This is a genomic window from Mesorhizobium sp. M4B.F.Ca.ET.143.01.1.1, assembly GCF_004792275.1.
In the GTDB taxonomy this organism is placed as follows: Bacteria; Pseudomonadota; Alphaproteobacteria; order Rhizobiales; family Rhizobiaceae; genus Mesorhizobium; species Mesorhizobium abyssinicae.
This window is the reverse complement of sequence record NZ_SRSR01000001.1, coordinates 437,470-463,798: the sequence shown is the minus strand read 5'-3', so window position 1 is coordinate 463,798 and position 26,329 is coordinate 437,470. Positions and strand designations below refer to the sequence as shown.

The window sequence follows — 26,329 nt, the reverse complement described above, 5'->3', positions numbered from 1 at the left end:
TCATAAGTGAATGGTTAACCATAACTAGCGCGACATCGTTAATGGCGCGTTAAAGCCATGCTTTGGCGAGGGAAAATGACAAGGGTTTCACAAATGAAAAATCGGGCCGCGCTGATGGCGCGGCCCGATGCAGATGACTGGAGTTCAGGAGGCGATCAGCCGCGGAAGAGCGACAGGATCGACTGCGAATTGCCGTTGGCGATCGACAGCGCCTGGATGCCGAGCTGCTGCTGGACCTGGAGGGCCTGCAGGCGGGTCGATTCCTTGTTCATGTCGGCATCGACCAGCGAGCCGACGCCCTTGTCGATCGAGTCCGAGAGGTTCGACAGGAAGCTCTTCTGGGTGTCGATGCGCGACTTGGCGGCGCCGAGCGAAGCGGCACCGGTGGACAGCTTGCCAAGCGCCGTTTCAACGCTGCCGAGCGCGGTGTCGATGGCAGTGTCGGCGACAGCGGCAGAGCTCGGATCGAAGAAGGCCGTGGCGAGCAGGCCGCCGACGATGCCGCCCGTGCCGGCGACGTCGAGGACCTGCGTGTCGGCAGCCTTGACGTCGATGGTGTCGATGGTGACGGTCGCGCCGGTGCGGTTGTAGGAAGCGACGATCTTAAGGTCGGACGCGGCGAGGCCGTCGTTCTGCAGCAGGTTCGAGCCGGCGAAGTTGGCGTTGGTGACCGACGACTTGATCTGCGCCTGGATGGCGTTGATTTCGGTCGCGATCTTCTGCTGGTCTTCCTGGCTGGCGCCGCGGGCGGTGACCAGCTTGGACTTGATCAGGTCGACCTGGTCCTTGACGTCGTTGATGGCGGTGTAGGCGGTGTCGACCTTGCCGGCGCCGAGGCCGAGCGAGTCCTGCACGGCCGAGAGCGCCTTGTTGTCCGACTTCATCGAGGTGGCGATCGACCAGTAGGCGGCGTTGTCGGAGGCGGTGGCGACGCGGTAACCAGTCGAAATACGCGACTGGGTGGTCTCCAGCTGCTTGTTGGTGTTGTTCAAGCTCTGCAGCGCGGTCAGCGCCGAGGAATTGGTCATGATACTGGACATGGCTACTCGTACCTTGATTTTACACGTGTTTTTTTGACATACCGGCTTTTCCGGTATGACGGTGCGGCATCATGCCAATGATCGTTGATTGAGATCACCCGCCATCTGGGGGGACTATGCTGGCAAGTCCCTACCAAAGGCCTAAACGCGACGGTTAACCGAAAATATATTGCAGGAAATCTGGGCGCGGCGGCGCGGCGGCGCGGCGCCAGTTACGCAAGGCTGGCGATCAATATCGACAGGTCAGGTGAAGGACCGCACCAGGCTGCCGACAAGCAGGTTCCAGCCGTCGATCAGCACGAAGAACAGGATCTTGAACGGCAGCGACACCACGGTCGGCGGCAGCATCATCATGCCCATCGCCATGGTGATGGTGGCGACGATCAGGTCGATGACCAGGAACGGCAGCACGATCAGGAAGCCGATCTCGAAACCGCGCCGGATTTCGGAGATCATGAAGGCGGGCACCAGGATGCGCAGGTCGACGGTGTCGCGCGAGACGGTCTGGCCGCGTTCGCGGGCAAGGTCGGCGAAGAGGTCGAAATCCTTGTCGCGCACATTGTGCAACATGAAGGTGCGGAACGGGTCCGAGATCTTCTCGAACGCTTCCGCCTGCGTGATCTGGTTGTCCATCAGCGGCTTGACGCCGGTGTTCCAGGCCTGATCGAAGGTCGGCGCCATGACGTAGAAAGTCATGAACAGCGACAGCGAGATCAGGATCAGGTTGGCCGGCGTCGACTGCAGGCCGATGCCGGCGCGCAGGATCGAGAAGGCGATGACGAAGCGGGTGAAGCTCGTCACCATGATCAAAAGCCCCGGCGCCACCGACAGCACGGTGAGCAGGCCGAACATCTGGATCAGGTAGCCGACGGTCGTGCCGTCGGCCTTGCCGATGGCACCGAGATCCAGCTGCTGGGCCGCGGCGACGGAGGTGGCAAGGACCAGGAGCGTGGCGGCGAGAAGGTATTTTCTCATTCGAGCAGCAATGTCCTGATCAGAATCTGTTTGGCATGGCCGCCGCTGCGGATGGCGGCGCGGTCCTCGAGGTCGGCCTTCAGATGCTGGTAGCCGCTGGCGCCCTCGATCTGATGCATCTTCAGCGTGCGCACCAGCGCCAGCAGGTCCTGGTGGATCTGCTCGGTCATTTCCGCCGGCTGCGGCGTGTCGTAGAACACCGATGCCTCAAGCCTTATCCAGACCTCGGCCGGCGACGCCAGGTTGGTGGTTATCGGCGCTAGCTGGACAAGCGTCGGTCCTGCAACTTCCTTGCCGGGCTCGGCGGGCTTCTCGCTGCTGCCTTCGTTTTCCGGAGCGACCGGCACCGAGGCCGGGGCATAGGTGCCCTTCAGATAGCCGCCGGACAGCCAGCCCATGCCGACGGCGGCGACCGTCACCACCAGGAGCATGGCGAATTGGACGACCAGCGATGGTCCCTTCTTCTGCTCGACTTGCTCGACATTGGCCATGGTGTGATTTTCCGAGCCAGCCCGTCCTAGAAGGGGAGAACCTGATCGAGGATCTGCTGGCCATAGGCCGGCTGCTGAAGCTCGCTGACGCGGCCGCGGCCGCCATAGGAAATACGCGCCTCGGCGATGCGCTCGTAGGGGATGGTGTTCTCGGCGCCGATGTCGGACGGACGCACCATGCCGGCGATGGTGAGCACCCTGAGCTCGTAGTTGACGCGCACTTCCTGCGAGCCCCTGATCATCAGATTGCCATTGGGCAGCACTTCGGTGACGACGGCGGCGACGTTGAGCTCGAGGTTTTCGGAACGCTTGATCTCGCCGTCGGCATTGGTTTCGGTGCTGGAGCTGAGGCCGGCATCGCCCTTGCCGCTGGTGCTGTTGCCCTCCCATCCGAGGGTGATGTCATAGCCGAGCTTGCGCGCCGCGGTGCGGCTCCTGTCGTTCTGGTTCTTGAAGTTGGCCTTGTCGTTGAGCTTGATGTTCACGGTCAGGATGTCGCCTTCGCGCAACGCCCTGGGGTCGGTGAACAGCCGGCTCTGGCGATCGTCCCACAGCGAGAATTTCTTGACCGGTGCTGCCGGCGGCTCGGGGTAGCTGTAGGGGGCGTTGACGCTGCCCGTGATGCCGGAGCCGACCGGAGACAGCGAAGGCTCCCTGCCGACCTCCTTGAGATCGGTGCCGCAGCCGGTCAGCGCCGCGACCGCGACCAGGATGAGCATCTTGCACTTCATGACGGATCAACCCTTCGCGCCGCGCTGGCCATGATGCCGGTGAGCGCTGCCGCCGCCTTCTGGTCCATTTCGTTGAGGATGACGCCGGCCTTGCGCGAATCCAGCTTCATCAGGATGGCGGCGGCCAGTTCGACATTGACCATCGCCAGGCGTTCGGCCGCGGCGTCGGGCTTCATGCCGGCATAAATCTTGACGACGCTGTCCTCGGCGCGCGCCAGGAACACTTCGCGCCGCTTCAGCCATTGCTCGTATTCGGCGCGTTTGTCCTCCAGCGCCTTCATGCGCTGGTCGATGCCGGCCTGCAGCTCCTTCAGCTCCTGCGCCTGCAAGGCATAGCGGCGGTCGCGGGCGGCGTCGGCGATGTTGGAGCAGAAGCGCTGGATCTCGCTTTCGTCCGGCGCCTTCTCCCGCTTCAGCTGCTGCGGCGTCGCCGGCGCCTGCCCGCCGGGCAGCACCTGGCGCACCGCTTCCTCGGTGCGGGCCTGGCCGCCGGCGAGAAGCAGCACGACGGCAAGGGTCGAGGCGACCAGCGCCGGCCTGGCGTTGCGGTTGGGTTGGCGGGGAGCGATCATCGGCATGGCCTATTGGAGGACCAGATCGGCCTGCAGGGCGCCGGCCGATTTGATGCCTTGCAGGATGGCAATGATGCCGTCCGGCTTGACGCCGAGACGGTTGAGGCCGGAAACCAGCGTTTCGAGATTTGGTCCGTCGAGCACGGCGACGCGCGCGTCGGGCCGCGTGGCCTCGATGGCGGTGAAGGGCTCGACGGCGGTCACGCCCTTGGAAAAGGGCTCGGGCTGGACGATTTTCGGCGCCTCCGTGATGCGCACCGTGAGCGTGCCATGGCTGATCGCCACGCGCGCGATCTTGACGTTGTTGCCGATGACGATGGTGCCGGTGCGCTCGTCGATGACGACGCGGGCCGGCGTGTCCGATTCCACGACCAGATTCTCGATCTCGGCATAGAAGCGTGCCGCCGAGACGTTCTTCGGTCGCCTGATCTGGACGGTGCGGGCGTCGCGCTCGGCCGCGACGCGCATGCCGAAACGCTGCGCGGTGTAATCGTTGATGGCGTCGGCGATGCGAATGGCGGTCGAGAAGTCGGGGTTGCGCAATTGCAGCGTCAACACGCCCTGATCGTCGAATTCGGCCGGCACCGCGCGTTCGACGATGGCGCCGTTGGGGACGCGGCCCGCCGTCGGCACGCCTTGCGTCAATTGCTCCGCCTGGCCCTGGGCGGTGAAACCGCCGACGATCACCGAGCCCTGGCCCACGGCATAGATTTCGCCATCGGCCGCCTTCAGCGGCGTCATCACCAGCGTGCCGCCGGCAAGCGAGGTGGCGTCGCCCATCGAGGAAACGTCGATGTCGATGCGGGCTCCCGATTGCACGAAGGGCGGCATGTTGGCGGTGACGATGACGGCTGCGACGTTCTTGGCGCGCGCGCTGCCGCCTTCGGTGGCGATGCCGAGATTCTCCAGCATGGCGCGGATCGACTGTTCGGTGAAAGGCGAATTGCGCAGGCTGTCGCCGGTTCCCGCCAGGCCGATGACCAAGCCGTAGCCGACGAGCTGGTTGTCGCGCGCGCTCTGCAGCTGGGCGATGTCCTTGATGCGCGCCGCGACCTGGCCGGGCGGCAGCGTGCTTGGCCCGGTCGAAACGCGGAACATCCGCGTCGTGGTGGCGGGATCGTATTCCGGGTCGTTGACGGCGTCGCCATTCTTCGCGGCAAGCTCGCGCTTCGCCTTCGGCGTCAGCCCGTCGGCCAGTGCCGGCTGCAGCCCAAGCGCAGCCGCCAGAAGCAAGGCAAGTCCGCGCATCATGAGGCGCCGACCATGATGGTGCCGTCGCCCATCACCGTGCCGGATATGATCTTGCCGCTGTCGACATTTCGGACCTTGACCAGGTCGCCGGCGGCGCCCGGCTGCAAGGTGACGCCGGAAGCCGAAATGGTCAGGGCGCCGGCGGTGAAATAGATCTGCACCGCCGCGCCCTGTTCGACCAGCCAGGCGTCGCGGATGGCGGCGGTCGGGATATAGCGGCCGGGCAGCAGCGTGCGCTTGGCAACCTTGCCCTGGAGTTCCTGCGCGAGGGTGGCGACGGCGTCGGGCTTGTGCTTGCCGGGAACGAGCGTCACCTGCTTCAGCGCGGCAAGGTCGATCGTCTCGCCAGGATAGATGACCCGGTTTGGGATCAGCACGACCTCGCCGCTCTGCCTGGCATTCTGGGCGGCGAGCTGATTGGCGCTCTGGTTGCCGGCCTGATTGTCGCCGGCGTCCTGGGCAAACGCCGGCACGCCGCCGGCCACCAGCGCGAAGGCCAGCGCGGCGCGGCGGAGCAGGGAGCGGTGGGCCGGCGCAATCATGATCCGCTACCTGATGTTCTTGGACACGACCGAGGCCATGTCGTCGGCGGCCTGGATGACCTTCGAGTTCATCTCATAGGCGCGCTGCGCCGAGATCAGTTCGGTGATCTCCTTGACGGGATCGACGTTGGACGATTCCAGATAGCCCTGTTCGATCGTGGCGAAGCCGGGGTCGCCGGGCACGCCGACATTGGCCGGGCCGGAAGCCGCCGTCTCCTGGAACAGGTTGTCGCCGAGCGGCGCCAGGCCCGCCTCGTTGGCGAAATTGGCGAGCTGCAGCTGGCCGAGAAGCTGGAGATCGGTCTGGCCTTCGATGCGGGCGAAGACCTGGCCGGTCTTGTTGACGATGACCTCGACCGCGTCCGTCGGCACGGTAATGGCAGGGACGACATTGGCGCCATCGACCGTCACCAGCTGCCCCGTGGCGTTGGTGTTGAAGGCGCCGGCGCGGCTGTAGAGCGTGCCGCCGTCGGCGCCTTCGATCTGGAACCAGCCCCGGCCGGTCAGCGCGAGGTCGAAGCTGTTGCCGGTGCTGGTCAGCTCGCCCTGGGTATGGACGTTGCGCACGGCCGTCGTCTTGACGCCGAGGCCGATCGAGACGCCTTCCGGCACCAGCGAGGTGTTGGAACGGTTGGGCACGCCCTGCGTGCGGTCGACCTGATAGAGCAGGTCGGAGAATTCGGCGCGGGCGCGCTTGTAGCCGGTGGTGTTGATGTTGGCGATGTTGTTGGCGATGACTTCCAGGTTGGTCTGCTGGGCGTTCATGCCGGTGGCGGCGATAGCGAGTGCTTTCATGACGCGGTCCTAGATACTCATGCGGCTGATTTCGAGGTAGGCGGAGACGACCTTGTCGCGGATGGCGATGGTCGTCTGCAGGGCCTGCTGGGCGCTCATCACCGCGTCGACCACCTGGCGTGTGTCGGCGTCGCCCCGCAGCGCCTGGATCGATACCTGTTCGGCATTCTGCAAGGTGTTGACGGTCTTCGACGCCGCCTGGCTCAGCGCCTCTGCGAAGGAGGTGCCGACGGTGTCGGTCGCGGCCTGCGGCGAAACGATGCCCTGCAAGGCGCCGGTCGCCGCGTCGGCGCCGTCGGTTGCCGGCTTGAGCTGGAGCGCGCCAATGTTGCCGATGCCGCTGATCATTGCTGGTTCCTCATCAGGTCGATGGTCATGGAAATCAGGTCGCGCGCCTGCTTGATGACCTGCAGATTGGCCTCATAGGAGCGGTTGGCCTCGGTCATGTCGGCCATTTCGATCAGCACGTTGACGTTGGGCATCTTGACGTAGCCCTTCTCGTCGGCGGCTTCGTTGCCGGGCTGGAACTCGATGGGAAAATCGGAGGGATCGCGCGCCACCGAGCTGACCTCCACGAGCTGGCCGCCGGTCGAGCGGTCGAGTTCGGAAGCGAAGCTGATGGTTTTGCGGCGATAGGGGTCTGCGCCCGGCGCCGTGCCGGTCGATTGCGCGTTGGCAAGGTTTTCCGACACCACGCGCAGGCGCTCGGACTGGGCGCCCAGGCCGGACGCGGCGACTTTGAGAGCTGCGGTCAGCGCGTCCATGGTCAGCTCTTCACCGCCATCATCATCATGGAGTGGAAGGCTTTGACGATCGCGGTGTTGAGCTCGAAGGAGCGGCGGACCTCACCGGCCTTCATCAACTCGTCTTCCACCACCACGCTGTTCTTCGACGGCATGATCGAGCCGGTGCTTTCCTCCGGCTTGATGCTGAAACCAGCATTCGTCGCCTCGCCGCCGAGATGCCCGGCCTGGGTGGCCTGCAGCGACACCGCGGTGCGGTCGAGGACCTTCTCGAACGGCTCGACATCGCCCGCCGTGTAGCCCGGCGTGTTGGCGTTGGCGATGTTGGACGCAATGGCCGACTGGCGCACGGCCAGCCACTGCGACTGCTTCGTGGCGAGATCGAAAAGGTTGACGGGCTCCATGGGAATCTCCGGACGGGGTTCCCAGAGACTAGGCCGCCAGTCTTGCGCGGACCTTGCGCGGGGCCGGCATGGCGCAGCGCCGCGCGACCGGCCCGCGCGCCGCTATCTGGAGAGGTCGATCACCTGGTCGGTGCTGGTGACCATGACCCATTTGCCGCCGCGTTGCTCAATCGACGAGACGATGCTGGAATCCGGCAGCTTTGAGCCGCGCTGGACGATCCACAGGCCGGCGTCGTCCTCGATCATGGCGCGGCCGTTGGCAACATGCACCATGCGGAACTTGGGATCGGCCGGAAAGGGCTGCTGGTCGACGCCCGGCGCCTCAGCGGGATCCTCGGGGTCCTGCAGCGTGCCGGTGGCGAACAGGTCGACATCGGGAACATCCTTGGCCGTCAGCGGCTGGCCGGGATTTTCCATTTGTGAGCCACCGCTGACGCGTCCGGCATTGCTGCCGCTGCCGCCGAACTTGATGGCCTGCACGCCGAACTGTTCCTGGTTGAAGAAGATGTACCAGGGAAACAGCGCGCAGATCAGGCCGAGCGTGACGCCGAGCGCCGCGACGACGAAATCGCTGCGCCGGTCGGGCTTCTTGCCCAGCCGCGGAAATTCCGCCTTTGGCGGCGTGGGCCAGTCCGTGCGCGGGAACAGGTCATCGATCAGCGAATCGCGGCTGGCCTGGATCGTCTCGGCGGCTTCAACCTGGGCAGCCGCGGGCAAATCATCCCCGGCGGTCCTGGCAGGCCCGGCGGTCCTCGGAAGGGCGGGCTTCGCCGCCTTGGCCAGGACGGCCCCGGTCTTGGCCGCGACCTTGGCGGCCATGGCGCGCGCGGCCTTTGCTGTGGCGGATCGTGCTTCCTCGGCCAAGGCGTCTTCCTTGGCCCTGGCGTCGTCGATCATCTCGCGCAGCAGGCGCTCGGTATATTGGCGCTCACTCTCCTGCATCGCCATTCTGCTTTCCCTTCAGGTAGCGGGCGAGGTCGGCGAACGGATCGACGGACGCGCGGTCCTTCGGCGACTGCGTCAGCGCCTCGTAGATCAGCGGCACCTGGCGCACGGCGATGTCGAGCTCGGCGTCGGCGCCGCCCTGGTAGGCGCCGAGCAAGCGGATGTCGCGCGTGTCCTCGAAGCGCGAGATCATCGACTTCAGCCTGGTCACCAGCATCCGCTGCTCGGCGCTCCAGGCCTTGTCGGCCAGGCGCGAGATCGACGACAGCGGGTTGACCGGCGGATAGCGGCCCTGTTCGGCGATCGCGCGATCGAGCACGACATGGCCATCGAGGATGCCGCGCACGGAATCGGCGACCGGATCGTTGTGGTCGTCGCCGTCGACCAGCACCGAAATGATGGCCGTGATCGACCCCCTGCCTTTGACTCCGGGGCCCTCGGCGCCAGGTCCGGCGCGCTCGAGCAGCTTGGGCAGGTCAGTGAACACGGAAGCCGGATAGCCGCGCGCGACCGGCGGCTCGCCGGTTCCGGTCGCCACCTCGCGCAGCGCATGGGCAAAGCGCGTGATCGAATCGAGCACCAGGAGCACGCGGTGGCCCTGGTCGCGGAAATGCTCGGCGACGCGCATGGCGGTGTCCGGCGCGCGCCGGCGCATCATGGCGGTCTCGTCGCTGGTCGCAACCACGGCCACGGTCTTGGCCATGCTTTCGGCGCCGATCGTGTCCTCGAGGAATTCGCGCACCTCGCGGCCGCGCTCGCCGATCAGGGCGACGACGACCGTATCGAAGGCATCGGCGCCCGCCAGCATGGCGAGCAGCGTCGACTTGCCGACGCCGGAGCCGGCAAAGATGCCGAGGCGCTGGCCGAAACAGAGCGGCGTGAAGATGTCGATGACCCTGACCCCGGTCATGAAGGCGGTGCCGACGCGCTGCCGCGCCATGGCGCCCGGGGTCGTGGCATCCTCGCCCGGCGTGGATGCGGGCCTGACCAGCGGCGGGCCGCCGTCGATGGCGCGTGTCAGCGCGTCGATGGCGCGCCCGCGCCACGAGGCATGCGGCGTCACGGCCAGCGGTCCGCGGCGAAACACGGCGTCGCCCATGCCGGCGTCGGCACTGCGCTCGAAGGGGGCCACAACCACCTCGTCGCGGCCGATCTTGACGATTTCGCCGCGACGCGTGCCGGCATGGCCTCGCTGCTCGACGATATCGCCCAGCCTGGCGATGTCGGAAAGGCCGCGCACCTTGTAGTGGGTCGGCGAGATCTCGGCGACGCGACCGCCGCGCCGGAGAAGGGACTCGGCGCGGTCGAAGCGGCGCAGGACGCGTTCCAGGGCGGCAAGCCGGTCGGCAGGTGCTGCTTCCGGCTGCTTTTCCAGAGCGCGCAGCGAGGGTGGGCTGGTCGACATGCCTTTACTTGGAGCCGAGCGTCTTGATCGCGTCGTCGGTCGTGGAATCGGTCTGGCGCATCAGCGCCGCCGTGTTCTCGAAGGCGCGCTGGACCATGATCAGCCGGGTCATTTCCTGCACCGGATTGACGTTGGATTCCTCGAGGAAACCCTGCGCCACGCCGACGTCGGAGCGATCGGTCACAGGTTCAGGCGTCCGCGCGGGCACGATGCCGGAATTGCCGTAGCGGACGAAATTCTGCCCTGGGTCGAAATTGTAGAGGCCGATGGCGCCGACCAGCTGGTCGTTCTGCCTGAGCGAGCCATCGGCGCCGGCCTTGGGCGGTCCGTTGCGAGGGTCGAGCTGGATCGGCGCGCCGCCGCCGTCGAGCACCGGATAGCCTTCGATCGACATAAGCTCGCCGTTCTCGTTCATCGAGAAGCGGCCGTCGCGGGTCATCACCGTGCCGCCCGGCGTCTCGATGGCGAACCAGGCATCGCCCTGGATGGCGAAGTCGAAAGGATTGCCGGTCTCGGTCATCGAGCCGTGCGCCGTCGAAAGATAGGTGTTGCCCGAGGAGGCGAAGGAGACCGACTTCGGCCCGGTGCCGGAGACGACATCCTCGAATTTCACGCCGGTGGCGCGAAAGCCGATGGTCGAGGCATTGGCGACATTGTCGGCGATGGTGTCGAGCCGGCGCTCGAGCGCGATCTGCGAGGAGAGGGCGACGTAAAGGCTGTCCTGCATGGTGTTCTCAGAATTTCAGTTTCTGCATGGCCATCATCAGATCGGTCGAGATGCCCACCGTGGTCGGCTGGGAAAAGAGCACGCTGACCGATGTCGTTGCCGTCGAGGTCGGGTTGTTGATCTCCCACAGGCTGGTGAAGCGGGTCAGGAACTTGTTCAGCTTGTCGGTGTCCTTGAAATCGGCGATGTCGAGCTTCTGCTCGAACAGCTGCGCCTGCTTGTCGATCTCGGCCGCGGCGAAGGAATCGGGCAGGCCGAGGGCGGTGCGCACCACGCTGGCAAGCGCAGTGTCGGCCAGCACGTCGTACCAGTTGGTGATGTCGGGCGCCTTGCGCTGGAAGTAGAGTGCCAGCCGCACGCCTTGATTGGTCTCGCCGGCGTTCTCCTCCAGGGTCTGGCGCATGTATTTGTCGACCGCCCCTTGCTGGGCGGAGGGAAAGAGCGTGGCGGTCGAGCCGTAGGCGGCGAAGTTGAACGCCTTGACGAAGGCGGCGTAGCGCTTGTCGCTCAACTTGTTGGCGAAGCTGTCCGAATCCGAGACGCCTTCCTTGAGCGCCTTGACCATGAAAGCCTTGGCATAGGCCATGTCGCCCAGGCCGTATGCCTTCATGGCATAGGTGAACAGGCGGGTGTCCTTGACGAAGTCGTCGATGGTTTTGATGTTGCCGATATTGGCGAGATAGTAGTCGGTGTCACGCTTGACGACGGGCTGCGCCTCAACCTGGTCGATCGCCTTGGGGATGTCCTTGGCGATAAGCTGGTAGCTCGTATAAGTGTTCAACACGCTGTGCGCCTCCGGCCGAAGCTATTCCAGGAAAATACAGTCACTTCCTTGCGCGAAGCTGAATCGGCCCCGCAACCCGCGAGCCGGACCTCGCGGGGTTGAAGCCTCGTCGATTCAAGCCTCACACAAGGCACGTGGATTATCGGTTGGGACCTGCGGTGACATGCGGAAGGATCTTGCGTGGGCATTCTGATCGGACTGGTGGTGACGCTCGGCTGCGTCCTCGGCGGCTTCATGGCCATGGGCGGCCATCTGCACGTGCTGATGCAGCCCTGGGAAGCGGTGGTCATCTGCGGCGCGGCGCTCGGCACCTTCCTCGTCGCCAACCCGATGAAGACCGTCAAGGACACCGGCAAGGGCATTCTCGAAGCGTTCAAGCAGGCGGTGCCGAAGGAACGGGATTATCTGGAGACGCTCGGCGTGCTGCACAGCCTGATGCGCGAATTGCGCTCCAAGTCGCGCAGCGAGGTCGAGGCGCACATCGACAATCCGGAAGAGTCGGCGATCTTTCAGGCCTTCCCGACGGTGCTGAAGAACCACGACCTGACGCATTTCATCTGCGACTACTGCCGCATCATCATCATCGGCAATGCGCGCTCGCATGAGATCGAGGCGCTGATGGACGAGGAGATCCAGACCATCAGGACCGACAAGCTGAAGGCCTACCACGCGATGGTGGCGGTGGGCGACGGCCTGCCGGCGCTCGGCATCGTCGCCGCGGTGCTCGGCGTGGTCAAGGCGATGGGCGCGCTCGACCAGTCGCCGGAAATCCTCGGCGGCCTGATCGGCGCCGCACTCGTCGGCACCTTCCTCGGCATCTTCCTGTCCTATGCCGTCGTCGGCCCGGTCGCCACCAAGATCAAGACCGTGCGCGAGAAGAAGAACCGCCTCTACATCATCGTCAAGCAGACGCTGCTCGCCTACATGAACGGCGCGCTGCCGCAGGTCGCGATCGAATTCGGCCGCAAGACCATCTCGTCCTACGAGCGGCCGACCATCGATGCGGTCGAGCAGAGCACGATGAACACCGGCACGGCCGAAAAGAAAGCGGCCTGAGCATGCGTGAACACAGACAAGGCCGCTCGCCATCATGACCAGTCCGGGCAGTCCGTCGCAGACCCGTTCCCTGATCATCGAACGTCTCGTCGGCGACAGCGGCGAGGCCGACCATGTCATCGGCGCCGGCCGGGGGATGGCCGAACGCGCCGTGCCGCTGCTGCAGAAGAGCCTTATCGGCGAACTCGGCGCGCCGGTCACCGTCGATCTGCGCGCGGTCGCGGTCAGCCGTGTTCCCGAGGCGCGCAGCGACGCCGGCGACACATTCGCCATGACCATCGTCGCCTCGCCGACCTCCTCCGATGCCATGACCCTGGTGCTCGACGCGCCGGGCATCGCGGTGATGGTTTGCGCGCTGTTCGGCGGCGACCCGGACGTGCCGGTGTCGCCGATCGAGCGCGAGCTGTCGCAGATCGAAACCGACGTGGCGACGACGGTGTTCCAACTGGTCGCGCAGGCTCTCAATGGATCGGGCAAACGCTCGCTCGAATTGCGGCTGCCGGTGCAGAGGGCGATGTCGGGCATGGAGGCGAAGCGGCGCGTGCTGCGTGACGGGGCGTCGGTCCGCATGGTGTTCGGCATCTCGACGCCGACCGACAGCGGCACTGTCACGGTGATGATCCCGCAGCGCGTCCTGCTGGCGACTCGCGGCGGCGCTGCCGGCGCCCACGAGGACGATCACGCGGCCGGCTCCGACTGGCGCGCGCGCTTCTCTGAAGAAGTGATGCGCTCGGCGGTGATGCTGGAAGCGACGATGCCGCTTGCGCGGCTGACGCTCGGCGACCTCGCCAGCCTCGAAGTCGGGCAGATCATCGAATTCGAGGAGACCGCGCAATCGCAGGCGCGGCTCAGCGCGCGCGACAAGACGTTGTTCGTCTGCGATTTCGGCAAGCTCGGCCAGAACTACACCGTCCGCGTCCGGCACCCCTACGATGCCGGGCAGGATTTCATCGACGGGCTGATGCCGGGCTGACGCCGGGCTGGTCCGATTTTTTGGAGACGACGTATGGCAAAGACCAAGATGGAAGCCGACCCCGACCAGCCGGACGAGCAACTCGACCGCGCCATCGAGGAACTGCGCGGCGTCCTCAAGGAAGAGGAGAGGCGACCGGACGCGGCCCTGCGGGCGGCATCAGGCGCCAATTCCAGCATCATCATGGCCATCCCGGTCGACGTGCAGATCATCCTCGGCAGCACCGAGATGGCAGTGTCCGACCTGATGGCGCTGCAGAAGGGCTCGACGGTGGCGCTCAACCGGCGCATCGGCGAACCTGTCGACGTCGTGGTCAATGGCCGCAAGATCGCCCGCGGCGAGATCACCGTGCTTGAAAGCGATCCGTCGCGCTTCGGCATCAGGCTGACCGAAATCATCGCCGCCACCAAGAGCGCATAGGCAATGGCCGGCGCGCCCATCGATCGCCTGCAAGGACAGACAGCATGACGACGCTGACCACGCTGACGCGCCCGCAGAAGGCAGCCGCCATCCTGGTGGCGATGGGCAAGCCCTCGGCCAGCCGGCTCTTGAAATTCTTCAAGCAGGAGGAGCTGAAGGCACTGATCGAAGGGGCGCGCCTGCTGCGCACCATCCCGCAGAACGATCTCGAACGCATCGTCGCCGAGTTCGAAGCCGAATTCACCGAGGGGGCGGGACTGCTCGATTCCGCCGACCGCATGGACACCATCCTCAACGAATCGCTGTCGCCCGAGGAAATGAGCGCCATTATGGGCGACAAGAGGTTCGAGGTGGCGCCCGAGGGGCCGCCGCCGATCTGGCCCGACCTCGAAAAGCTGGAGGCCGGCCGCCTCGGCGCCTTCCTGTCCGGCGAGCATCCGCAGACCTCGGCCTTGGTGCTGTCGAAGCTTTCCTCGCAGACGGCGGCCAATGTGCTGCTGACGATGGAAAAGCCCATCCGCAGCCAGATCATCAAACGCATGGTCACATTGGCCGCGGTCCCGGACGCGGCGGCCAAGATCGTCGAAAGCCAATTGCGCAGCAGTCTGCTGTCACAGGCGGCGGCGAAGGACATCTCGGTCGGACAGGCGCGTGTCGCCAGCGTGCTCAACGAAATGGACAAGCCTCAGCTCGAAGAGGTGATGCACGACCTGGAGGAGGCCGGCACGCCTGATCTTGACGGCGTCAGGTCGCGGCTGTTCGCCTTCGACGATTTGCCGCTGCTGACCCAGAAGGCGCGGGTGCTGCTGTTCGACGGGCTGTCGACAGAACTGGTCACGCTGGCGCTGCGCGGCGCGCCGCCGGCGCTCACCGAATCGGTGCTGTCGGCGATCGGCGCAAGGTCGCGACGCATGATCGAATCCGAGCTCGGCCAGGGATCAGAAGGCGTCGCGCTGGCCGACATCCTGGGAGCCCGCAAGACGATCGCGGTTGCGACGATCCGGCTATCGCGCGAAGGGGCGTTCGAACTCCCCTCATCGGCACAGAGCGAAGCGGCATGATGGCGACGGCTCGGTTGACGCGCCATGGCTGAAGCGGTCGACAAGGACTCCAAAACCGAGGAAGCAACAGAAAAGAAGATCCGCGACACCGTCGAACAGGGCAAGCTGCCCCATTCGCGTGAAGCGGCGATCTTCACCTCCTTCGTCGCCATACTGGTGTTCACGGTGTTTTACGCCAAGGACGCCATCGTCGATCTCGGCATGTTCCTGTCGATGTTCCTGGAAAAGCCGGAAGCCTGGCCGATGGACACCGAAAACGACGTCATCGCGCTCTACCAGTCCGTCATTTTCGAGATCGGCCGCGCCGTCGTCAGCCTGCTGGTGCTGCTGGTGGTGGCCGGCGTCGGCGCGTCGGTGTTCCAGAACATGCCGCAATTCGTCGGCGACCGGATCAGGCCGCAGCTGTCGCGCATTTCCATCACCAAGGGCTGGAGCCGGATGTTCGGCGTGCAGGGCTTCGTCGAGTTCCTGAAATCACTGGGCAAGCTCGGCTTTGCCGTCGTCGTGCTTGGCTTCACGCTGTCGGAGGATCACCGCAGGCTGCTTGCCGGCATGATCACCAATCCCGTCGCCTTCGGCCTTGTCATCCGCAGCATCGCCGTCGACATACTGGTTGCGATCGTCTTCGTCATGGGGCTGATCGCGGCGGTCGACCTCGTCTGGTCCCGCTTCAACTGGCGGCGCGACCTGCGCATGAGCAAGCAGGAAGTCAAGGACGAGATGAAGCAGTCGGAAGGCGACCCGATCGTCAAGTCGCGGCTGCGGTCGCTGGCGCGCGACCGGGCGCGCCGCCGCATGATGACGGCGGTGCCGCGCGCCACCCTGATCATTGCCAATCCGACGCACTTTTCCATCGCGCTCAAATATGTCCGCGAGGAGGATTCCGCGCCCCTGGTGCTTGCCAAGGGTCAGGATCTGGTGGCGCTGAAGATCCGCGAGATCGCCAGGGAGCACAACATCCCGATCTTCGAAGACGTGGCGCTTGCGCGCTCCATGTACAAGCAAGTTTCGGTTGATAGCGTGATCCCGTCGCAATTCTATCAGGCCGTCGCCGAGCTGGTGCGGATCGTCTACTCGAAAAAGGCTGAGCGCAGACTGACCTCATGAACCGGCAAGCTTATGCAAAATCCCGCGAAATCATCGTCGCCAGCGCCATCGAGCAGGTGATCGCCGAACTCAGGCTGATCGATGTCGCCGACTATATCGCCTTCATCCGGCTGGAGCATTTCGCCTGCCTGTCGGACTTGGTGGATTCGGCGGCCGAACTGTTCTTCATGCCGGGTACGCTCAGGCTCGGTCACGGCGGCGAAGCCCATGTCGACTGGAGCGGCAGCCCGCGCATCGTGCTCGACCTCGAGCTCAGGCCGCCCGGCGTCACCGTCTATTTCCAGCTGACGCTGAGCGAAGACAAGGACCATGTCGTGGTCAACTACGTCTCGTTCGAAAAGCCGGGCGAGAATCCGGAGCACAACACCGCTTTGCTGGAAGCGGTGATCGAGCAGGCCCGCATCCGCAGGACCGAGCCGCTCGCCTACTGAAAATCCGCCATTGCTGAAAGCAAGGCGCGGCGGTCGATCGACCGCCGCGCCTGGCATGCCGTTGCCTCGAACCGGCGCGCGCTTTTGGCCGGGTCCGAGTGTAGAGCGTTCGCGGGTCGATCTATTCGATGAGGCCGAGCCGCAGCGCCTTGGCCACCGCCTGGTTGCGGTTGACGGCGTTGAGCTTCTGCGTCGACTGGGTCAGGTACTGGTTGGCGGTGTGCACCGACAATTTCAGCAGCTTGGCGATCTCCTCGCTGGTGTTGCCGTTGGCGGTCAGCTTCAGGCATTCGAGCTCGCGCTTGGAGATCGAGCGCATCCGGCCGGTGTCGGTCGGACGGATGCGGGCAACCGCGGCAAAGAGCGAGAAGCAGCGGGCGTGGATCTCGTAGAGCACGTCCTGCGGCAAGGCGATTTCCGATCCGAGGAAAATGACCAGCCCGCATTGGCCGCGGTCGGCATGGACGGGAAAGGCGATGCCGTTGGTGCCGGGCGCGAGCGGCGCCGTTCTTTCGGCCCAGGCAAGGTCCTGGAAGGCCTGCTGCGAGCTGGCGATGCCGTCGTCCGCCCACCAGCGCGGCGCCGTGGAGATACGGGTATGTCGCACCATTTCCTCGCCATTGGCGCCGGAGATGAATTTGGTGGCCACGGAGGTGCCGGGGTAGTCCGAATCGAAGCTTGGCACGAGGCGAGCCCGTTCCAGCGAAGGGCTGACGAAGAACAGGCCGAAAGCCCCGGCGTTGATGTCGACGGCGATCCAGCGGCAGCGGCGCACGGCGTCCGGAATGGTGACGGCGTGGTGCGTTTCGGAGCCGAGCGAGAAGGCGCCGAAGGGGCTGCGCTGCTCGTTGAAGAGGGCCTCGGCCGCCTCCTTGACCTGTGCCTGTTTCAAATGATGCCGCTCCTGATCGCCGTCGCGATGGCCATCGCGCGGTTGCTGGCCGCGAATTTCTGGATCGCGTGGGTGATGTAGCTGTTGACGGTGTTCGACGAGACGCCGAGGATCAGCGCGACCTCGTCGGTGGTCTTGCCCTCCGACACCCAGAACAGGCATTCGCGCTCGCGGTCGGACAGCGGGTCCTGCATGGCGGCGGCGGCGATCAGCTGCGGGATGTTGGACAGCGCGTAGCAGCACTTCAGCTGGGCCTTCATCAGCCCCGGCTGGTCGATCTTGCCGGCCTGGGCGGCCGAGAACAGCGCGAACAGGCGCTGGCGGCCGACATTCAGCCTCAGCGAGTAGATTTCGGCATGGCCGAGCACATCGAGCAGGCGGGCCTCTTCGCCGCTCAGCAGCGCGCCGGCATCGGGCGCCTGGGCGGCCACCAGTGGCCTCGGGCGGTTGCCGGGCGACGCGGTCAGCGGCCCTTGGGCGAGGCCGGCTATCAGCCGTTTGCCGATGAGCTCGATGGCGTCGAATATCCAGTTGGAGGACACGATGCGGGCATCGCTGCGATCCTGGTCGTGGATGATGGCGACAAGCATGTAGCTGTCGGCGCCGATCTCGGCGGCAAGCTGCATGAAAAACCTGGTGAGGTCGCCGCGAGACGCCAGGCGCGATGGTTCGGATTGGAGAAGCGCGGCGGGACTGCTCATTTTATGCTTTGGCCGGAATCGATCCATGTGCCCGGTGCTGGTGTCGCCAGCGGCCGAACCCGAAATACGCGTCACTGTCACGAAGACACACTCAAGGCGCGGTCAGCGCCCAACCAGGTCGGAATCCCTACAGGGAACGCGAAGCCGTCCGCGTCTAGTGCCGGCCGAGTGCCGGAACTTGAGACTTTGGGTGGTCGCCGCGCCCCCCGAGGACCGGCTGATTCGGGTCTAATCTACCCGTAGATGAATCCGACATCAAACGCGATTTGACAAAATCGAATCCGGTGGACTCGGATCGCGACTCAGGGGCCGTTTCGCGCTGCTTTCAACCGGTCTCTTCGACGGAAAAAGCGAGGCCGGTGCCGGGCCGCCATATCGGGGCGCGGCCGATTCGGCTAGGATTCGCATGGTGGCACTGGATGGGCGTCCGTTGCCGGTGGTCTTGCGGGGGGAAACGATGAGCGATTCATTTCAGGAAGTGACGTCCGTCTCGTGGTTCGGACGGATCAAGCGCGCGGTCGGCGGGGTGGTCTTCGGCCTGATCCTGATCGTGCTGATGGTGATCGGTCTGTTCTGGAACGAAGGGCGCGCGGTGCAGACGGCGCGCTCGCTGGCGGAAGGCGCCGGCGCCGTCGTCTCGGTCGGCGTCGACAGCGTCGACGCCGGCAATGACGGCAGGCTGGTGCATGTGACTGGACCGGTGACGGCCGATAAAGGTCTTGCCGATCCGGATTTCGGCATTCAGGCCGAGGGGCTGCGCCTGTCGCGCAGCGTCGAGATGTACCAGTGGAAGGAAGACTCCAAGTCGGAGACGACGAAGAAGCTGGGCGGCGGCGAGGAGACGGTGACGACCTACAGCTATTCGAAGGTGTGGGACGACAGCCAGATCGACTCATCCGACTTCAAGAAGCCCGACGGCCACCAGAACCCGCCGATGGCGATCCACAGCAAGAGCTTTCAGATTGCGGAGGGCAAACTCGGCGCCTTCACGCTCGACAGGCCGGTGCTCGACCGCATCGGGGGCGACAAGGAATTTTCGCTCTCGCCCAGCCAGTCGGCCGCGATCGAGGCTGCCTATACCGGTGCAAAGCCGATCAACATCGTCGACGGCAGGATCTATCTCGGCGCCGATACGATGTCGCCGGCGCTGGGCGACTATCGCATAGGCTACGAACTGGCGCCGCTCGGCACCGTCAGCATCGTCGCACGCCAGGCCGGCGACCGGTTCGAGCCCTACCAGACGGCGGCCGGCGATGCGTTGCTGATGGTGGATACGGACGACGTGCCGGCCGACAGGATGTTCGCCGAGGCGGTCAGCGCGAACACGCTGATAACCTGGCTGCTGCGCGCCGGCGGCCTGATCCTGCTGACGATAGGCTTTGCCCTGCTGCTCGGCCCGATCGGGGTGATCTTCGACGTCATACCCTTCCTCGGCAGCCTGGCCCGGCTGGGCACCGGCATCATCGCCTTCGTCCTGGCGATCCTGGTCGGGACGACGACGATCGCCATCGCCTGGTTCTGGTATCGGCCGGTGCTGGCGGCCGCCATCCTGGCCGCCGGTGTGATCGCGGCGGTGGCGGTGTACATGCTTGGGCGTTCCCGCAAACCGGCCGTGCCGGCCGCGGCGCCGAGCCCCGGCGCTGCCGCATAGCGTGGAGTTTCCAAGGGGCGGCTGCGGGCGCCCCTTGGCTTCCTACCTGTCCTCGAAGCCGGTCAGCACGCCGACGGCGTTGATGCCGATCTCTTCCACCGCATAGCCGCCTTCCATGACGAACAATGTCGGCAGGCCGAGCCTGGCGATGCGGCGGCCGATCTTGGGATAGTCGGCGCTCGTCAGCTTGAACTGGCTGATCGGGTCCTTCTCGAACGTGTCGACGCCGAGCGACACCACGACGACATCGGGGGCGTAGGCGGCAAGCTTGGCGCAGGCATCCTCCAGCGAGGCGTTCCAGCCGTCCCAGTCGGTGCCGAACGGCATCGGGTAGTTGAGGTTGAAGCCTTCGCCTTCGCCGATGCCGTGCTCGTCGGCATGGCCGAGGAAGAACGGATACTCGGTCATCGGATCACCGTGCAGGTTGATCACCTGGACGTCGCCGCGGCCGTAGAAGATCTCCTGCGTGCCGTTGCCGTGATGGTAGTCGACATCGAGGATCGAGACGCGCCTGGCGCCCTGGTCGAGGAACCACTGCGCGGCGACGGCGGCGTTGTTGATGAAGCAATAGCCGCCCATGAAGGCGGCGCCCGCATGATGGCCGGGCGGGCGGCAGAGCGCGAAGGCGGCCGGCTCGCCGGCCTTGACCAGTTCCGCCGCCGTCAGCGCCACTTCATAGGACGACTTGATCGCCGCCCAGGTGCCTTCGACGAAGGTGGCGCCGGCGTCGAAGGAATAATAGCCGAGCAGGCCGTCGATGCGCTGCGGCGGCACGTCGCCGCGCAAACCGCGCGTCGGCCAGGTGAACGCCATGGCCGAGCCCCTGTGCCCCTCAGCCGTCCATCGCGGCCAGACGGTCGGCAGGAAGTCGATGTAGTCGGCACTGTGCACGCGCTTGGCGGCGGCGAGATCATGCTCGACCGGCCCGATGATCGGCCCCAACTTCTCGCTCTCGACGCGCGCCCTGATGAATTCCGCTCGGGACGGCTTTTCGAAACCCGGCACGATCGCCGACGTGACCAGTTCCATCTGGCCTGCATGGCCGGCGTGAAGCGGCGAATAGACAGTCTTCATGAAATTCCTCTCGAAGTCTGAAATCAGTCAAGATTGAGATAGGGGTTCACCAAAGCGAGCCACATCACTTCCACATCGTCCTCGATAAGGTCGTATGTCTTGCGATCCCTTTTCAGCCCCACAAGCCGGCATGCGTGCCCGACCTCCATCATCAGCAAGCCGAGGCGGCTCGCGACCTTGTCTTCAAGAGCCGGGTTCACATGCTGCAGCCATGCGGCGTAGAGGGCGACGATCTGGTCGTCATATTCGTTCTGGATCGGCCTCAGGTCGGCATTTCCCGATATGGCCTCGATCACCGGCATCAGGCTGGCGTTGTCGAGATAGAGCTTCGAGGTGTCGATGAAGAGCTTGCGCACTTCCTGGCGAAACTCTTCGCGGTTGGTGGGCGGGGCGACCTCGATGCGCCTTGCGATCACCTCCGGAAACGACGACAGCCAGCGCCGGGCGAGGTCGAGAAGAATGGCCTCCTTGTTTGGAAAATACTGGTAGACCGAACCGACCGACAGGCCGGCATGCTGGGCGATGGCGAGCGTCGTCGGCGCCTTGGTTCCTTGCTCCCGCGTCAAGGTCAGCGCCGCGTCGAGAATCCTGTCGACCACCTTGCTCGAACGTTCCTGGCGCGGCTGCTTGCGCGGTTCGAGCGCTATCCTGGTTTCGCGGCTGAGGTTGCGCTTCACGGCTCTAGGTCCCCGTTCCCCGCCCGGTCTCAAGACAGGCGCTGGGTGCTGTCCACAATTCATTCGAAATTCGGAGCGTTGACAAACGCGAATAATTAGTCGCATTCTTTATCCACGCTGTCTGCCGGGATAACAAGGGGAATTTCGAAGACAGCGCGCTGGCATCATTCTTGTCCCATGGCGCGCCGCTCCGGCGGAGTGGAACGCCGTTGGTCAAGGGTTGCCGGTCACGGCCAGTCGTCAAAAGCGCGGAGTCGCGATGTCTGTCACGGGTGCGGATCACAATGCGGATCTGATCGTCGTCAACGGTCGTGTGCTGACCATGGATGCCGACAATCCCACCGCCGAAGCCATTGCCGTCAGGGACGGCGCCATCATCGCCATCGGCAGCCGTGCCTCGATCGAAGGCTACAAGGGAACGGCCACCAGGATCGTCGACGCCGGGGGCGGCTCGGTGATCCCCGGCTTCATCGAAGCCCACATGCATCTGTTTTCGGGCGCGGCCGAGCTTGCGCATCTGCAACTGTCGGGCGTCCACGGCTTCGACGCGCTGCAAGCAGCGATCCGCGACTATGCATCGGCATGGCCCGACGCGAAGATGCTGGTCGCCCAAGGCGTCGACTATGCCGTGCTTGGCGACGAGCGGGTGACGCGCCACCATCTCGACGCGATCCTGCCGGACCGGCCTTTCGTCATGGCCGCTCCCGACCACCACACGATGTGGGCCAACACCAAGGCGCTTGAACTGGCAGGCATCCTGCACGGACGCACGCTTGGTCCGGGCAACGAAATCGTCATGGGCGAGGATGGCCTGGCCGCGGGCGAGCTGCGCGAGGGCGAGGCGTTCGGTCCGGTGCTCGATCTCGCAGGCGAAGGCCGGGTGCGGCTCGGGCTGGCGACCGGCGGCGAGCCGAACCCGATGCCGAGTGCCGCCGAGCGCGCCGCCGACCGCGACATCATGCGGCGCGGGCTCGCCTGGTGCGCGCGCCACGGCATCACCTCGATCCACAACATGGACGGCAATCTCTACCAACTCGAGCTGCTGGCCGAGATCGAGGCCGAGGAGGGCTTGCCCTGCCGCGCGCAGATACCGTTCCACTACAAGAACTTCATGACGCTCGACATGCTCGACAAGGCGTCCATCATGGCCGAACGCTACAATGGCGAGTGGCTGTCGTCGGGGATGGTGAAGGTCTTCTACGACGGTGTGCTCGATTCCTGGACGGCGGTGATGGTCGAGCCTTATGCCGACCGGCCGGACTGGGTGGGCGAGCCGCTGTTCACGCCGCCGCAGTTTGCCGAGCTTGCGGTGGCCGTCGACAAGCGTGGGCTGCAGATGGCGGTGCATTCGATAGGCGACGGGGCGGTGCGCGCCGTGCTCGACGGCTACGAGGCGGCCGCCAAGGCCAACGGCAAGCGCGACAGCCGGCATCGTGTCGAGCACATCGAGGTCATAACCGACGACGATGTGCCGCGCTTCGAAAAGCTTGGCGTCGTCGCCTCGATGCAGCCGCCGCATCCGCCCGGCGCGATGGATTTTCCGCTGGAACCGACGGTGTCGCGCATCGGGCAGGCCCGCTGGCCGCTAAGCTATGCATGGCGGACCCTGAAGAATGCTGGCGCGCGCGTCGTCTTCGCTTCCGACTGGCCGGTAGCGTCCATCGATCCGATCCTGGGCATCCAGGCGGCAGTGTTGCGCAAACCATGGGCAAGCACCGACCCCGATCAGAGATTCTCGCTGCACGAGGCGATTGCCGGCTATACGGTGGAAGGGGCCTATGCCGAGTTCATGGAGAACCGAAAGGGCCGCCTGAAGCCGGGCTATCTGGCCGACCTGGTGGTGCTCTCGGCCGATATCGAGGCGACCGCGCCGGAAGATCTGCACAAGGTGCGGCCGGTCACCACGGTTTGCGGCGGAAAGGTCACCTATCAAGCCTGACGGTGGCACGGGAATTGCTTTTTAGTCCAGTCCAAGCTCCGCAGTTGCCAAGCCGATTGGCTTATGGTGACAATCAAACAGGAACAAAACCTGCCGCCAAGAGCAGGCCATCTCAATGGGGTAATCGTGCCGGAACAACCGGATAAGAATGCGATCGAGGTTCGTGGCGTCCGCAAGGTATTTGGCAGCGGTGAAAACCAGGTTGCCGCTCTCGACACGGTTTCCGTGTCGATCCGCGAAAACGAGTTCTTCACGCTGCTGGGGCCTTCCGGCTGCGGCAAGACAACGCTTCTGAGGCTGATCGCCGGCTTCGACTTTCCAACCGCCGGCGAGATCCTGCTGTACGGCCAGGACATCGCGCCGCTGCCGCCGTTCAAGCGGCCGGTCAACACCGTGTTCCAGTCCTACGCGCTGTTTCCGCACATGACGGTGGCCGAGAACATCGGCTTCGGGCTGGAAATGCTCGGCAAGCCCAAGGCCGAGATCAAGGCGCGCGTCGGCGAGATGCTGAAGCTGGTCAAGATGGAGGCGCTTGCCGGCCGCCGCACCAGCCAGATCTCAGGCGGCCAGCAGCAGCGCGTGGCGCTCGCCCGGGCCCTGGCGCCGCAGCCGAAGGTGCTGCTGCTCGACGAGCCGCTGTCGGCGCTCGACTACAAGCTGCGCAAGGAGATGCAGATCGAGCTGAAGCGGCTGCAGCACGAGACCGGCATCACCTTCATCTTCGTCACCCACGACCAGGAAGAAGCGCTGACGATGTCGGACCGCATCGCGGTGATGTCGTCGGGCAAGATCCTGCAGGTCGGCACACCCTGGGACATCTACGACAAGCCGGCGGAACGCTTCGTCGCCGACTTCATCGGCGAGACCAACTTCCTCACCGCCGCCATATCGGGCATGGGCAGCGGCAAGGCGCGGGCGACGCTCAAATCCGGCGCGACCATCGAGGCGACCGTGGCCGAAGGCTTCCAGCCGAAGGACAACGCCACCGTGGTGGTGCGGCCGGAGCATGCCAAGCTGACCAGCGGCAAGGGCGATCTGTCGGGCTCGGTCGAGAACATCGTCTATTTCGGCACCGACACGCATATCCATGTCCAGCTGGACAGCGGCGAGGCCTTCACCGTGCGTCAGCAGAACACGCGCAGCGCCGGCTGCGGCTTCGAGCGCGGCGACAAGGTCGGCATTCTGATCGGCAACGACGCCGCGCAAGTGCTGAGGGACTGATGGCCACCGCGGAACAAGTCGCCAAGGAAGCGGAACGGCGCGACGTCCGCACGCGCTGGCTGCTGTCGGCGCCGGCGCTCATCATCATCTTTCTGGCGGCGACCGGCCCGCTGCTGATCGTGCTGGTCTATTCGCTGCTGACGCCCGGCGCGTACGGCGACGTGAAATGGCAATTCTCGCCGGAGGCCTGGCTGTCGGTGTTCATGGAGCGTGACATTTTCGACGACACGCTTTCGCTTGCCGCCGCTCACGTCACCATCTTCTGGCGCTCCATCAAGCTGGCGATCGTGACGACGATCGCCACCCTGGCGCTGGGTTTCCCGACCGCCTATTTCATGGCGACGCGCAGTGAAAAGACGCGCGACATCTGGCTGTTCCTGATCACCATACCGTTCTGGACGAACCTGCTCATCCGCACCTTCGCGGTGCTGCAGATCATCCGCAACGAGGGCATCATCAACACCATCCTGATCAAGCTCGGCATCGTCTCGGCGCCGGTCCAAATCCTGTTCACCGATACGGCGATCCTGATCGGCATGGCCTATGTCTACCTGCCGCTGATGGTGCTGCCGATCTATGCCAGCATGGAGAAGCTCGACTTCCGGCTGGTCGAGGCCGGCTACGATCTCTACGCCAGCCGGTTCCAGGTGCTGCGGCGCATCATCTTCCCGCTGGTCAGGCCGGGCGTCATCGCCGGCTCGATCCTGGTCTTCATTCCGGCGATCGGCGCCTATGTCACGCCCAGCGTGCTCGGCGGCGGCAAGAACATGATGCTGTCCAACCTGATCGAGTTGCAGTTCGGGCAGGGCCGCAACTGGCCGCTCGGCTCGGCGCTGTCGATCACGGTGATGATCATCGTTATGGTGGCGCTTCTGGCCTATGTGCGCAATGCCGGACGGGCGGAGGTGCGCCATGGCTAATTTCTCGATCAAGCACCAGCCGGGCTTCACCGCGATCGCCGCGACCTGCTTCGTCGTCCTCTATCTGCCGATCATCGTCCTGGTGTTCTACGCCTTCAACGCCGCGACATCGACCTCGGAATGGGGCGGCTTCTCGCTGAAATGGTTCCAGTCGGCATGGCAGAACACGCAAGTGATCGATGCCACCTTGCGATCGTTCCAGATCGGCTCGGTTGCCGCGGTGCTGGCGACCATCGCAGCAACCATGGCGGCGCTGGCGACGACCCGGACAGCGGCCTATCCCGGGCTGACCTTCAAATACGCGGCGATCAACCAACCGCTGATGGTGCCGGAGATCGTCACCGGCGTGGCGCTGCTCATCTTCTTCTCGCGCATCAAGATTTTCACCGGCTATTCCGGCCTCGGCTATCTGATCGCCGCGCATACGGCGTTCTGCATCCCCTTCGCCTACCTGCCGATCCGGGCGCGGCTGGAGAACATGGACCTGACGCTGGAACGTGCCGCCGCCGATCTTTACGCGACGCCGTGGCGGACGTTCCGCCGCATCACGCTGCCGCTGCTGTGGCCCGGCATCCTGGCCGGGCTGATGCTGGCCTTCGTCATCTCGCTCGATGACGTCGTCATTACCGAGTTCGTCAAGTCGGGCGGCCAGGACACGCTGCCGACCTACATGCTCGGCCAGATCCGTCGGGGGATAACACCCGAGATAAACGCGATATCGACCGTATTCCTGCTCTTGTCGGTCGCCATCGTGACGTTGTTTTTCTTCATCAGCAGGAAACGCGATTAGACATCAGAAAT

At 65.0% G+C, this 26,329-nt stretch carries 30 protein-coding genes; 11 read left to right on the top strand and 19 right to left on the bottom strand.

Annotated elements, in window-relative coordinates:
- Positions 1-155: 155 nt before the first annotated feature.
- The 15 genes from EN786_RS02200 to EN786_RS02130 all read right to left on the bottom strand — a co-directional run bounded on the left by EN786_RS02200 (position 156) and on the right by EN786_RS02130 (position 11,405).
- Positions 156-1,040: a flagellin gene (locus tag EN786_RS02200; protein WP_127285014.1), complete on the bottom strand. Its 885-nt coding sequence runs from the start codon at positions 1,038-1,040 to the stop codon at positions 156-158.
- 243 nt (positions 1,041-1,283) lie between these two features.
- Positions 1,284-2,015, bottom strand: coding sequence for a flagellar type III secretion system pore protein FliP (gene fliP, locus EN786_RS02195; RefSeq protein WP_126058482.1), 732 nt, complete (start codon positions 2,013-2,015; stop codon positions 1,284-1,286).
- Complete coding sequence (locus EN786_RS02190) at positions 2,012-2,506, bottom strand: flagellar basal body-associated FliL family protein (protein WP_127311789.1); 495 nt, start codon at positions 2,504-2,506, stop codon at positions 2,012-2,014. Before EN786_RS02190 ends, fliP begins: the two co-directional genes overlap by 4 nt.
- A gap of 26 nt (positions 2,507-2,532) precedes the next feature.
- A complete protein-coding gene (flgH, locus tag EN786_RS02185) occupies positions 2,533-3,237 on the bottom strand; it encodes a flagellar basal body L-ring protein FlgH (RefSeq protein ID WP_127285016.1) in 705 nt (234 codons plus the stop codon).
- Positions 3,234-3,815 (bottom strand): MotE family protein, encoded by a 582-nt coding sequence (locus EN786_RS02180; RefSeq protein ID WP_127285017.1) that lies wholly within the window; start codon positions 3,813-3,815, stop codon positions 3,234-3,236. Before EN786_RS02180 ends, flgH begins: the two co-directional genes overlap by 4 nt.
- A 3-nt stretch (positions 3,816-3,818) precedes the next feature.
- Positions 3,819-5,060: a flagellar basal body P-ring protein FlgI gene (locus tag EN786_RS02175; protein ID WP_127285018.1), complete on the bottom strand. Its 1,242-nt coding sequence runs from the start codon at positions 5,058-5,060 to the stop codon at positions 3,819-3,821.
- Positions 5,057-5,602 carry a flagellar basal body P-ring formation chaperone FlgA gene (gene flgA, locus EN786_RS02170; RefSeq protein ID WP_127311693.1) on the bottom strand — a complete coding sequence of 182 codons (546 nt, stop codon included), beginning with the start codon at positions 5,600-5,602 and terminating at the stop codon, positions 5,057-5,059. Before flgA ends, EN786_RS02175 begins: the two co-directional genes overlap by 4 nt.
- A gap of 6 nt (positions 5,603-5,608) precedes the next feature.
- Positions 5,609-6,397 carry a flagellar basal-body rod protein FlgG gene (gene flgG, locus EN786_RS02165; RefSeq protein WP_127311692.1) on the bottom strand — a complete coding sequence of 263 codons (789 nt, stop codon included), beginning with the start codon at positions 6,395-6,397 and terminating at the stop codon, positions 5,609-5,611.
- A 9-nt stretch (positions 6,398-6,406) separates the two neighbouring features.
- Positions 6,407-6,745, bottom strand: a complete 339-nt coding sequence (locus EN786_RS02160) for a flagellar hook-basal body complex protein FliE (protein WP_127285021.1) — start codon at positions 6,743-6,745, stop codon at positions 6,407-6,409.
- The gene (flgC, locus tag EN786_RS02155; protein WP_127311691.1) at positions 6,742-7,161 is read right to left on the bottom strand and encodes a flagellar basal body rod protein FlgC; all 420 of its coding nucleotides are present in this window, start codon (positions 7,159-7,161) and stop codon (positions 6,742-6,744) included. The genes EN786_RS02160 and flgC overlap by 4 nt, the downstream gene beginning before the upstream one ends.
- 2 nt (positions 7,162-7,163) lie before the next feature.
- Positions 7,164-7,544, bottom strand: coding sequence for a flagellar basal body rod protein FlgB (flgB, locus tag EN786_RS02150; RefSeq protein WP_127311690.1), 381 nt, complete (start codon positions 7,542-7,544; stop codon positions 7,164-7,166).
- Positions 7,545-7,646: 102 nt separating this feature from the next.
- Positions 7,647-8,492, bottom strand: coding sequence for a hypothetical protein (locus EN786_RS02145; protein ID WP_127311689.1), 846 nt, complete (start codon positions 8,490-8,492; stop codon positions 7,647-7,649).
- Entirely contained in the window at positions 8,473-9,894 is a 1,422-nt protein-coding gene (fliI, locus tag EN786_RS02140; protein ID WP_135907943.1) for a flagellar protein export ATPase FliI, read from the bottom strand. The genes EN786_RS02145 and fliI overlap by 20 nt, the downstream gene beginning before the upstream one ends.
- A gap of 4 nt (positions 9,895-9,898) precedes the next feature.
- Complete coding sequence (flgF, locus tag EN786_RS02135) at positions 9,899-10,621, bottom strand: flagellar basal-body rod protein FlgF (protein ID WP_127283906.1); 723 nt, start codon at positions 10,619-10,621, stop codon at positions 9,899-9,901.
- Positions 10,622-10,628: 7 nt separating this feature from the next.
- Entirely contained in the window at positions 10,629-11,405 is a 777-nt protein-coding gene (locus EN786_RS02130) for a DUF1217 domain-containing protein (RefSeq protein ID WP_189340727.1), read from the bottom strand.
- Positions 11,406-11,585: 180 nt separating this feature from the next.
- Here EN786_RS02130 and motA point away from each other — a divergent pair, with 180 nt between their 5' ends.
- From motA to EN786_RS02100, 6 genes are read left to right on the top strand one after another with little or no spacing between them, the layout of a single operon-like run.
- The gene (gene motA / locus EN786_RS02125) at positions 11,586-12,461 is read left to right on the top strand and encodes a flagellar motor stator protein MotA (RefSeq protein WP_126087864.1); all 876 of its coding nucleotides are present in this window, start codon (positions 11,586-11,588) and stop codon (positions 12,459-12,461) included.
- A 34-nt stretch (positions 12,462-12,495) separates the two neighbouring features.
- A complete protein-coding gene (locus EN786_RS02120) occupies positions 12,496-13,434 on the top strand; it encodes a FliM/FliN family flagellar motor switch protein (RefSeq protein WP_127283903.1) in 939 nt (312 codons plus the stop codon).
- Between the two features lie 33 nt (positions 13,435-13,467).
- A complete protein-coding gene (gene fliN, locus EN786_RS02115; protein ID WP_127310667.1) occupies positions 13,468-13,854 on the top strand; it encodes a flagellar motor switch protein FliN in 387 nt (128 codons plus the stop codon).
- Positions 13,855-13,898: 44 nt separating this feature from the next.
- Positions 13,899-14,915, top strand: a complete 1,017-nt coding sequence (locus tag EN786_RS02110) for a flagellar motor switch protein FliG (protein WP_127283901.1) — start codon at positions 13,899-13,901, stop codon at positions 14,913-14,915.
- 24 nt (positions 14,916-14,939) lie between these two features.
- Entirely contained in the window at positions 14,940-16,022 is a 1,083-nt protein-coding gene (gene flhB / locus EN786_RS02105; RefSeq protein ID WP_127283900.1) for a flagellar biosynthesis protein FlhB, read from the top strand.
- Positions 16,019-16,453: a hypothetical protein gene (locus EN786_RS02100; RefSeq protein WP_127283899.1), complete on the top strand. Its 435-nt coding sequence runs from the start codon at positions 16,019-16,021 to the stop codon at positions 16,451-16,453. Before flhB ends, EN786_RS02100 begins: the two co-directional genes overlap by 4 nt.
- 121 nt (positions 16,454-16,574) lie before the next feature.
- Here the strand turns inward: EN786_RS02100 and EN786_RS02095 are convergent, their stop codons facing one another.
- Both EN786_RS02095 and EN786_RS02090 read right to left on the bottom strand, forming a co-directional pair.
- Positions 16,575-17,345 (bottom strand): helix-turn-helix transcriptional regulator, encoded by a 771-nt coding sequence (locus EN786_RS02095; RefSeq protein ID WP_127283898.1) that lies wholly within the window; start codon positions 17,343-17,345, stop codon positions 16,575-16,577.
- Positions 17,342-18,046: a helix-turn-helix transcriptional regulator gene (locus tag EN786_RS02090; RefSeq protein WP_127310669.1), complete on the bottom strand. Its 705-nt coding sequence runs from the start codon at positions 18,044-18,046 to the stop codon at positions 17,342-17,344. The genes EN786_RS02095 and EN786_RS02090 overlap by 4 nt, the downstream gene beginning before the upstream one ends.
- Positions 18,047-18,503: 457 nt before the next feature.
- Between EN786_RS02090 and EN786_RS02085 the strand changes: the two genes are divergently transcribed.
- Positions 18,504-19,697: a TMEM43 family protein gene (locus tag EN786_RS02085; protein WP_189340564.1), complete on the top strand. Its 1,194-nt coding sequence runs from the start codon at positions 18,504-18,506 to the stop codon at positions 19,695-19,697.
- A gap of 42 nt (positions 19,698-19,739) precedes the next feature.
- Here the strand turns inward: EN786_RS02085 and EN786_RS02080 are convergent, their stop codons facing one another.
- A complete protein-coding gene (locus EN786_RS02080) occupies positions 19,740-20,771 on the bottom strand; it encodes a histone deacetylase family protein (protein WP_127310671.1) in 1,032 nt (343 codons plus the stop codon).
- A 23-nt stretch (positions 20,772-20,794) separates the two neighbouring features.
- Positions 20,795-21,448, bottom strand: a complete 654-nt coding sequence (locus EN786_RS02075; protein WP_127310672.1) for a TetR/AcrR family transcriptional regulator — start codon at positions 21,446-21,448, stop codon at positions 20,795-20,797.
- A 259-nt stretch (positions 21,449-21,707) separates the two neighbouring features.
- On the opposite strand from EN786_RS02075, the gene EN786_RS02070 reads away from it, so the two are divergent.
- The 4 genes from EN786_RS02070 to EN786_RS02055 all read left to right on the top strand — a co-directional run bounded on the left by EN786_RS02070 (position 21,708) and on the right by EN786_RS02055 (position 26,318).
- Entirely contained in the window at positions 21,708-23,387 is a 1,680-nt protein-coding gene (locus EN786_RS02070; protein WP_127310673.1) for an amidohydrolase, read from the top strand.
- A gap of 126 nt (positions 23,388-23,513) precedes the next feature.
- The gene (locus EN786_RS02065) at positions 23,514-24,608 is read left to right on the top strand and encodes an ABC transporter ATP-binding protein (protein ID WP_135907941.1); all 1,095 of its coding nucleotides are present in this window, start codon (positions 23,514-23,516) and stop codon (positions 24,606-24,608) included.
- Positions 24,608-25,528: an ABC transporter permease gene (locus tag EN786_RS02060; RefSeq protein WP_127283891.1), complete on the top strand. Its 921-nt coding sequence runs from the start codon at positions 24,608-24,610 to the stop codon at positions 25,526-25,528. Before EN786_RS02065 ends, EN786_RS02060 begins: the two co-directional genes overlap by 1 nt.
- Entirely contained in the window at positions 25,521-26,318 is a 798-nt protein-coding gene (locus tag EN786_RS02055; RefSeq protein ID WP_127311462.1) for an ABC transporter permease, read from the top strand. The genes EN786_RS02060 and EN786_RS02055 overlap by 8 nt, the downstream gene beginning before the upstream one ends.
- The last annotated feature ends 11 nt before the right edge of the window (positions 26,319-26,329 follow it).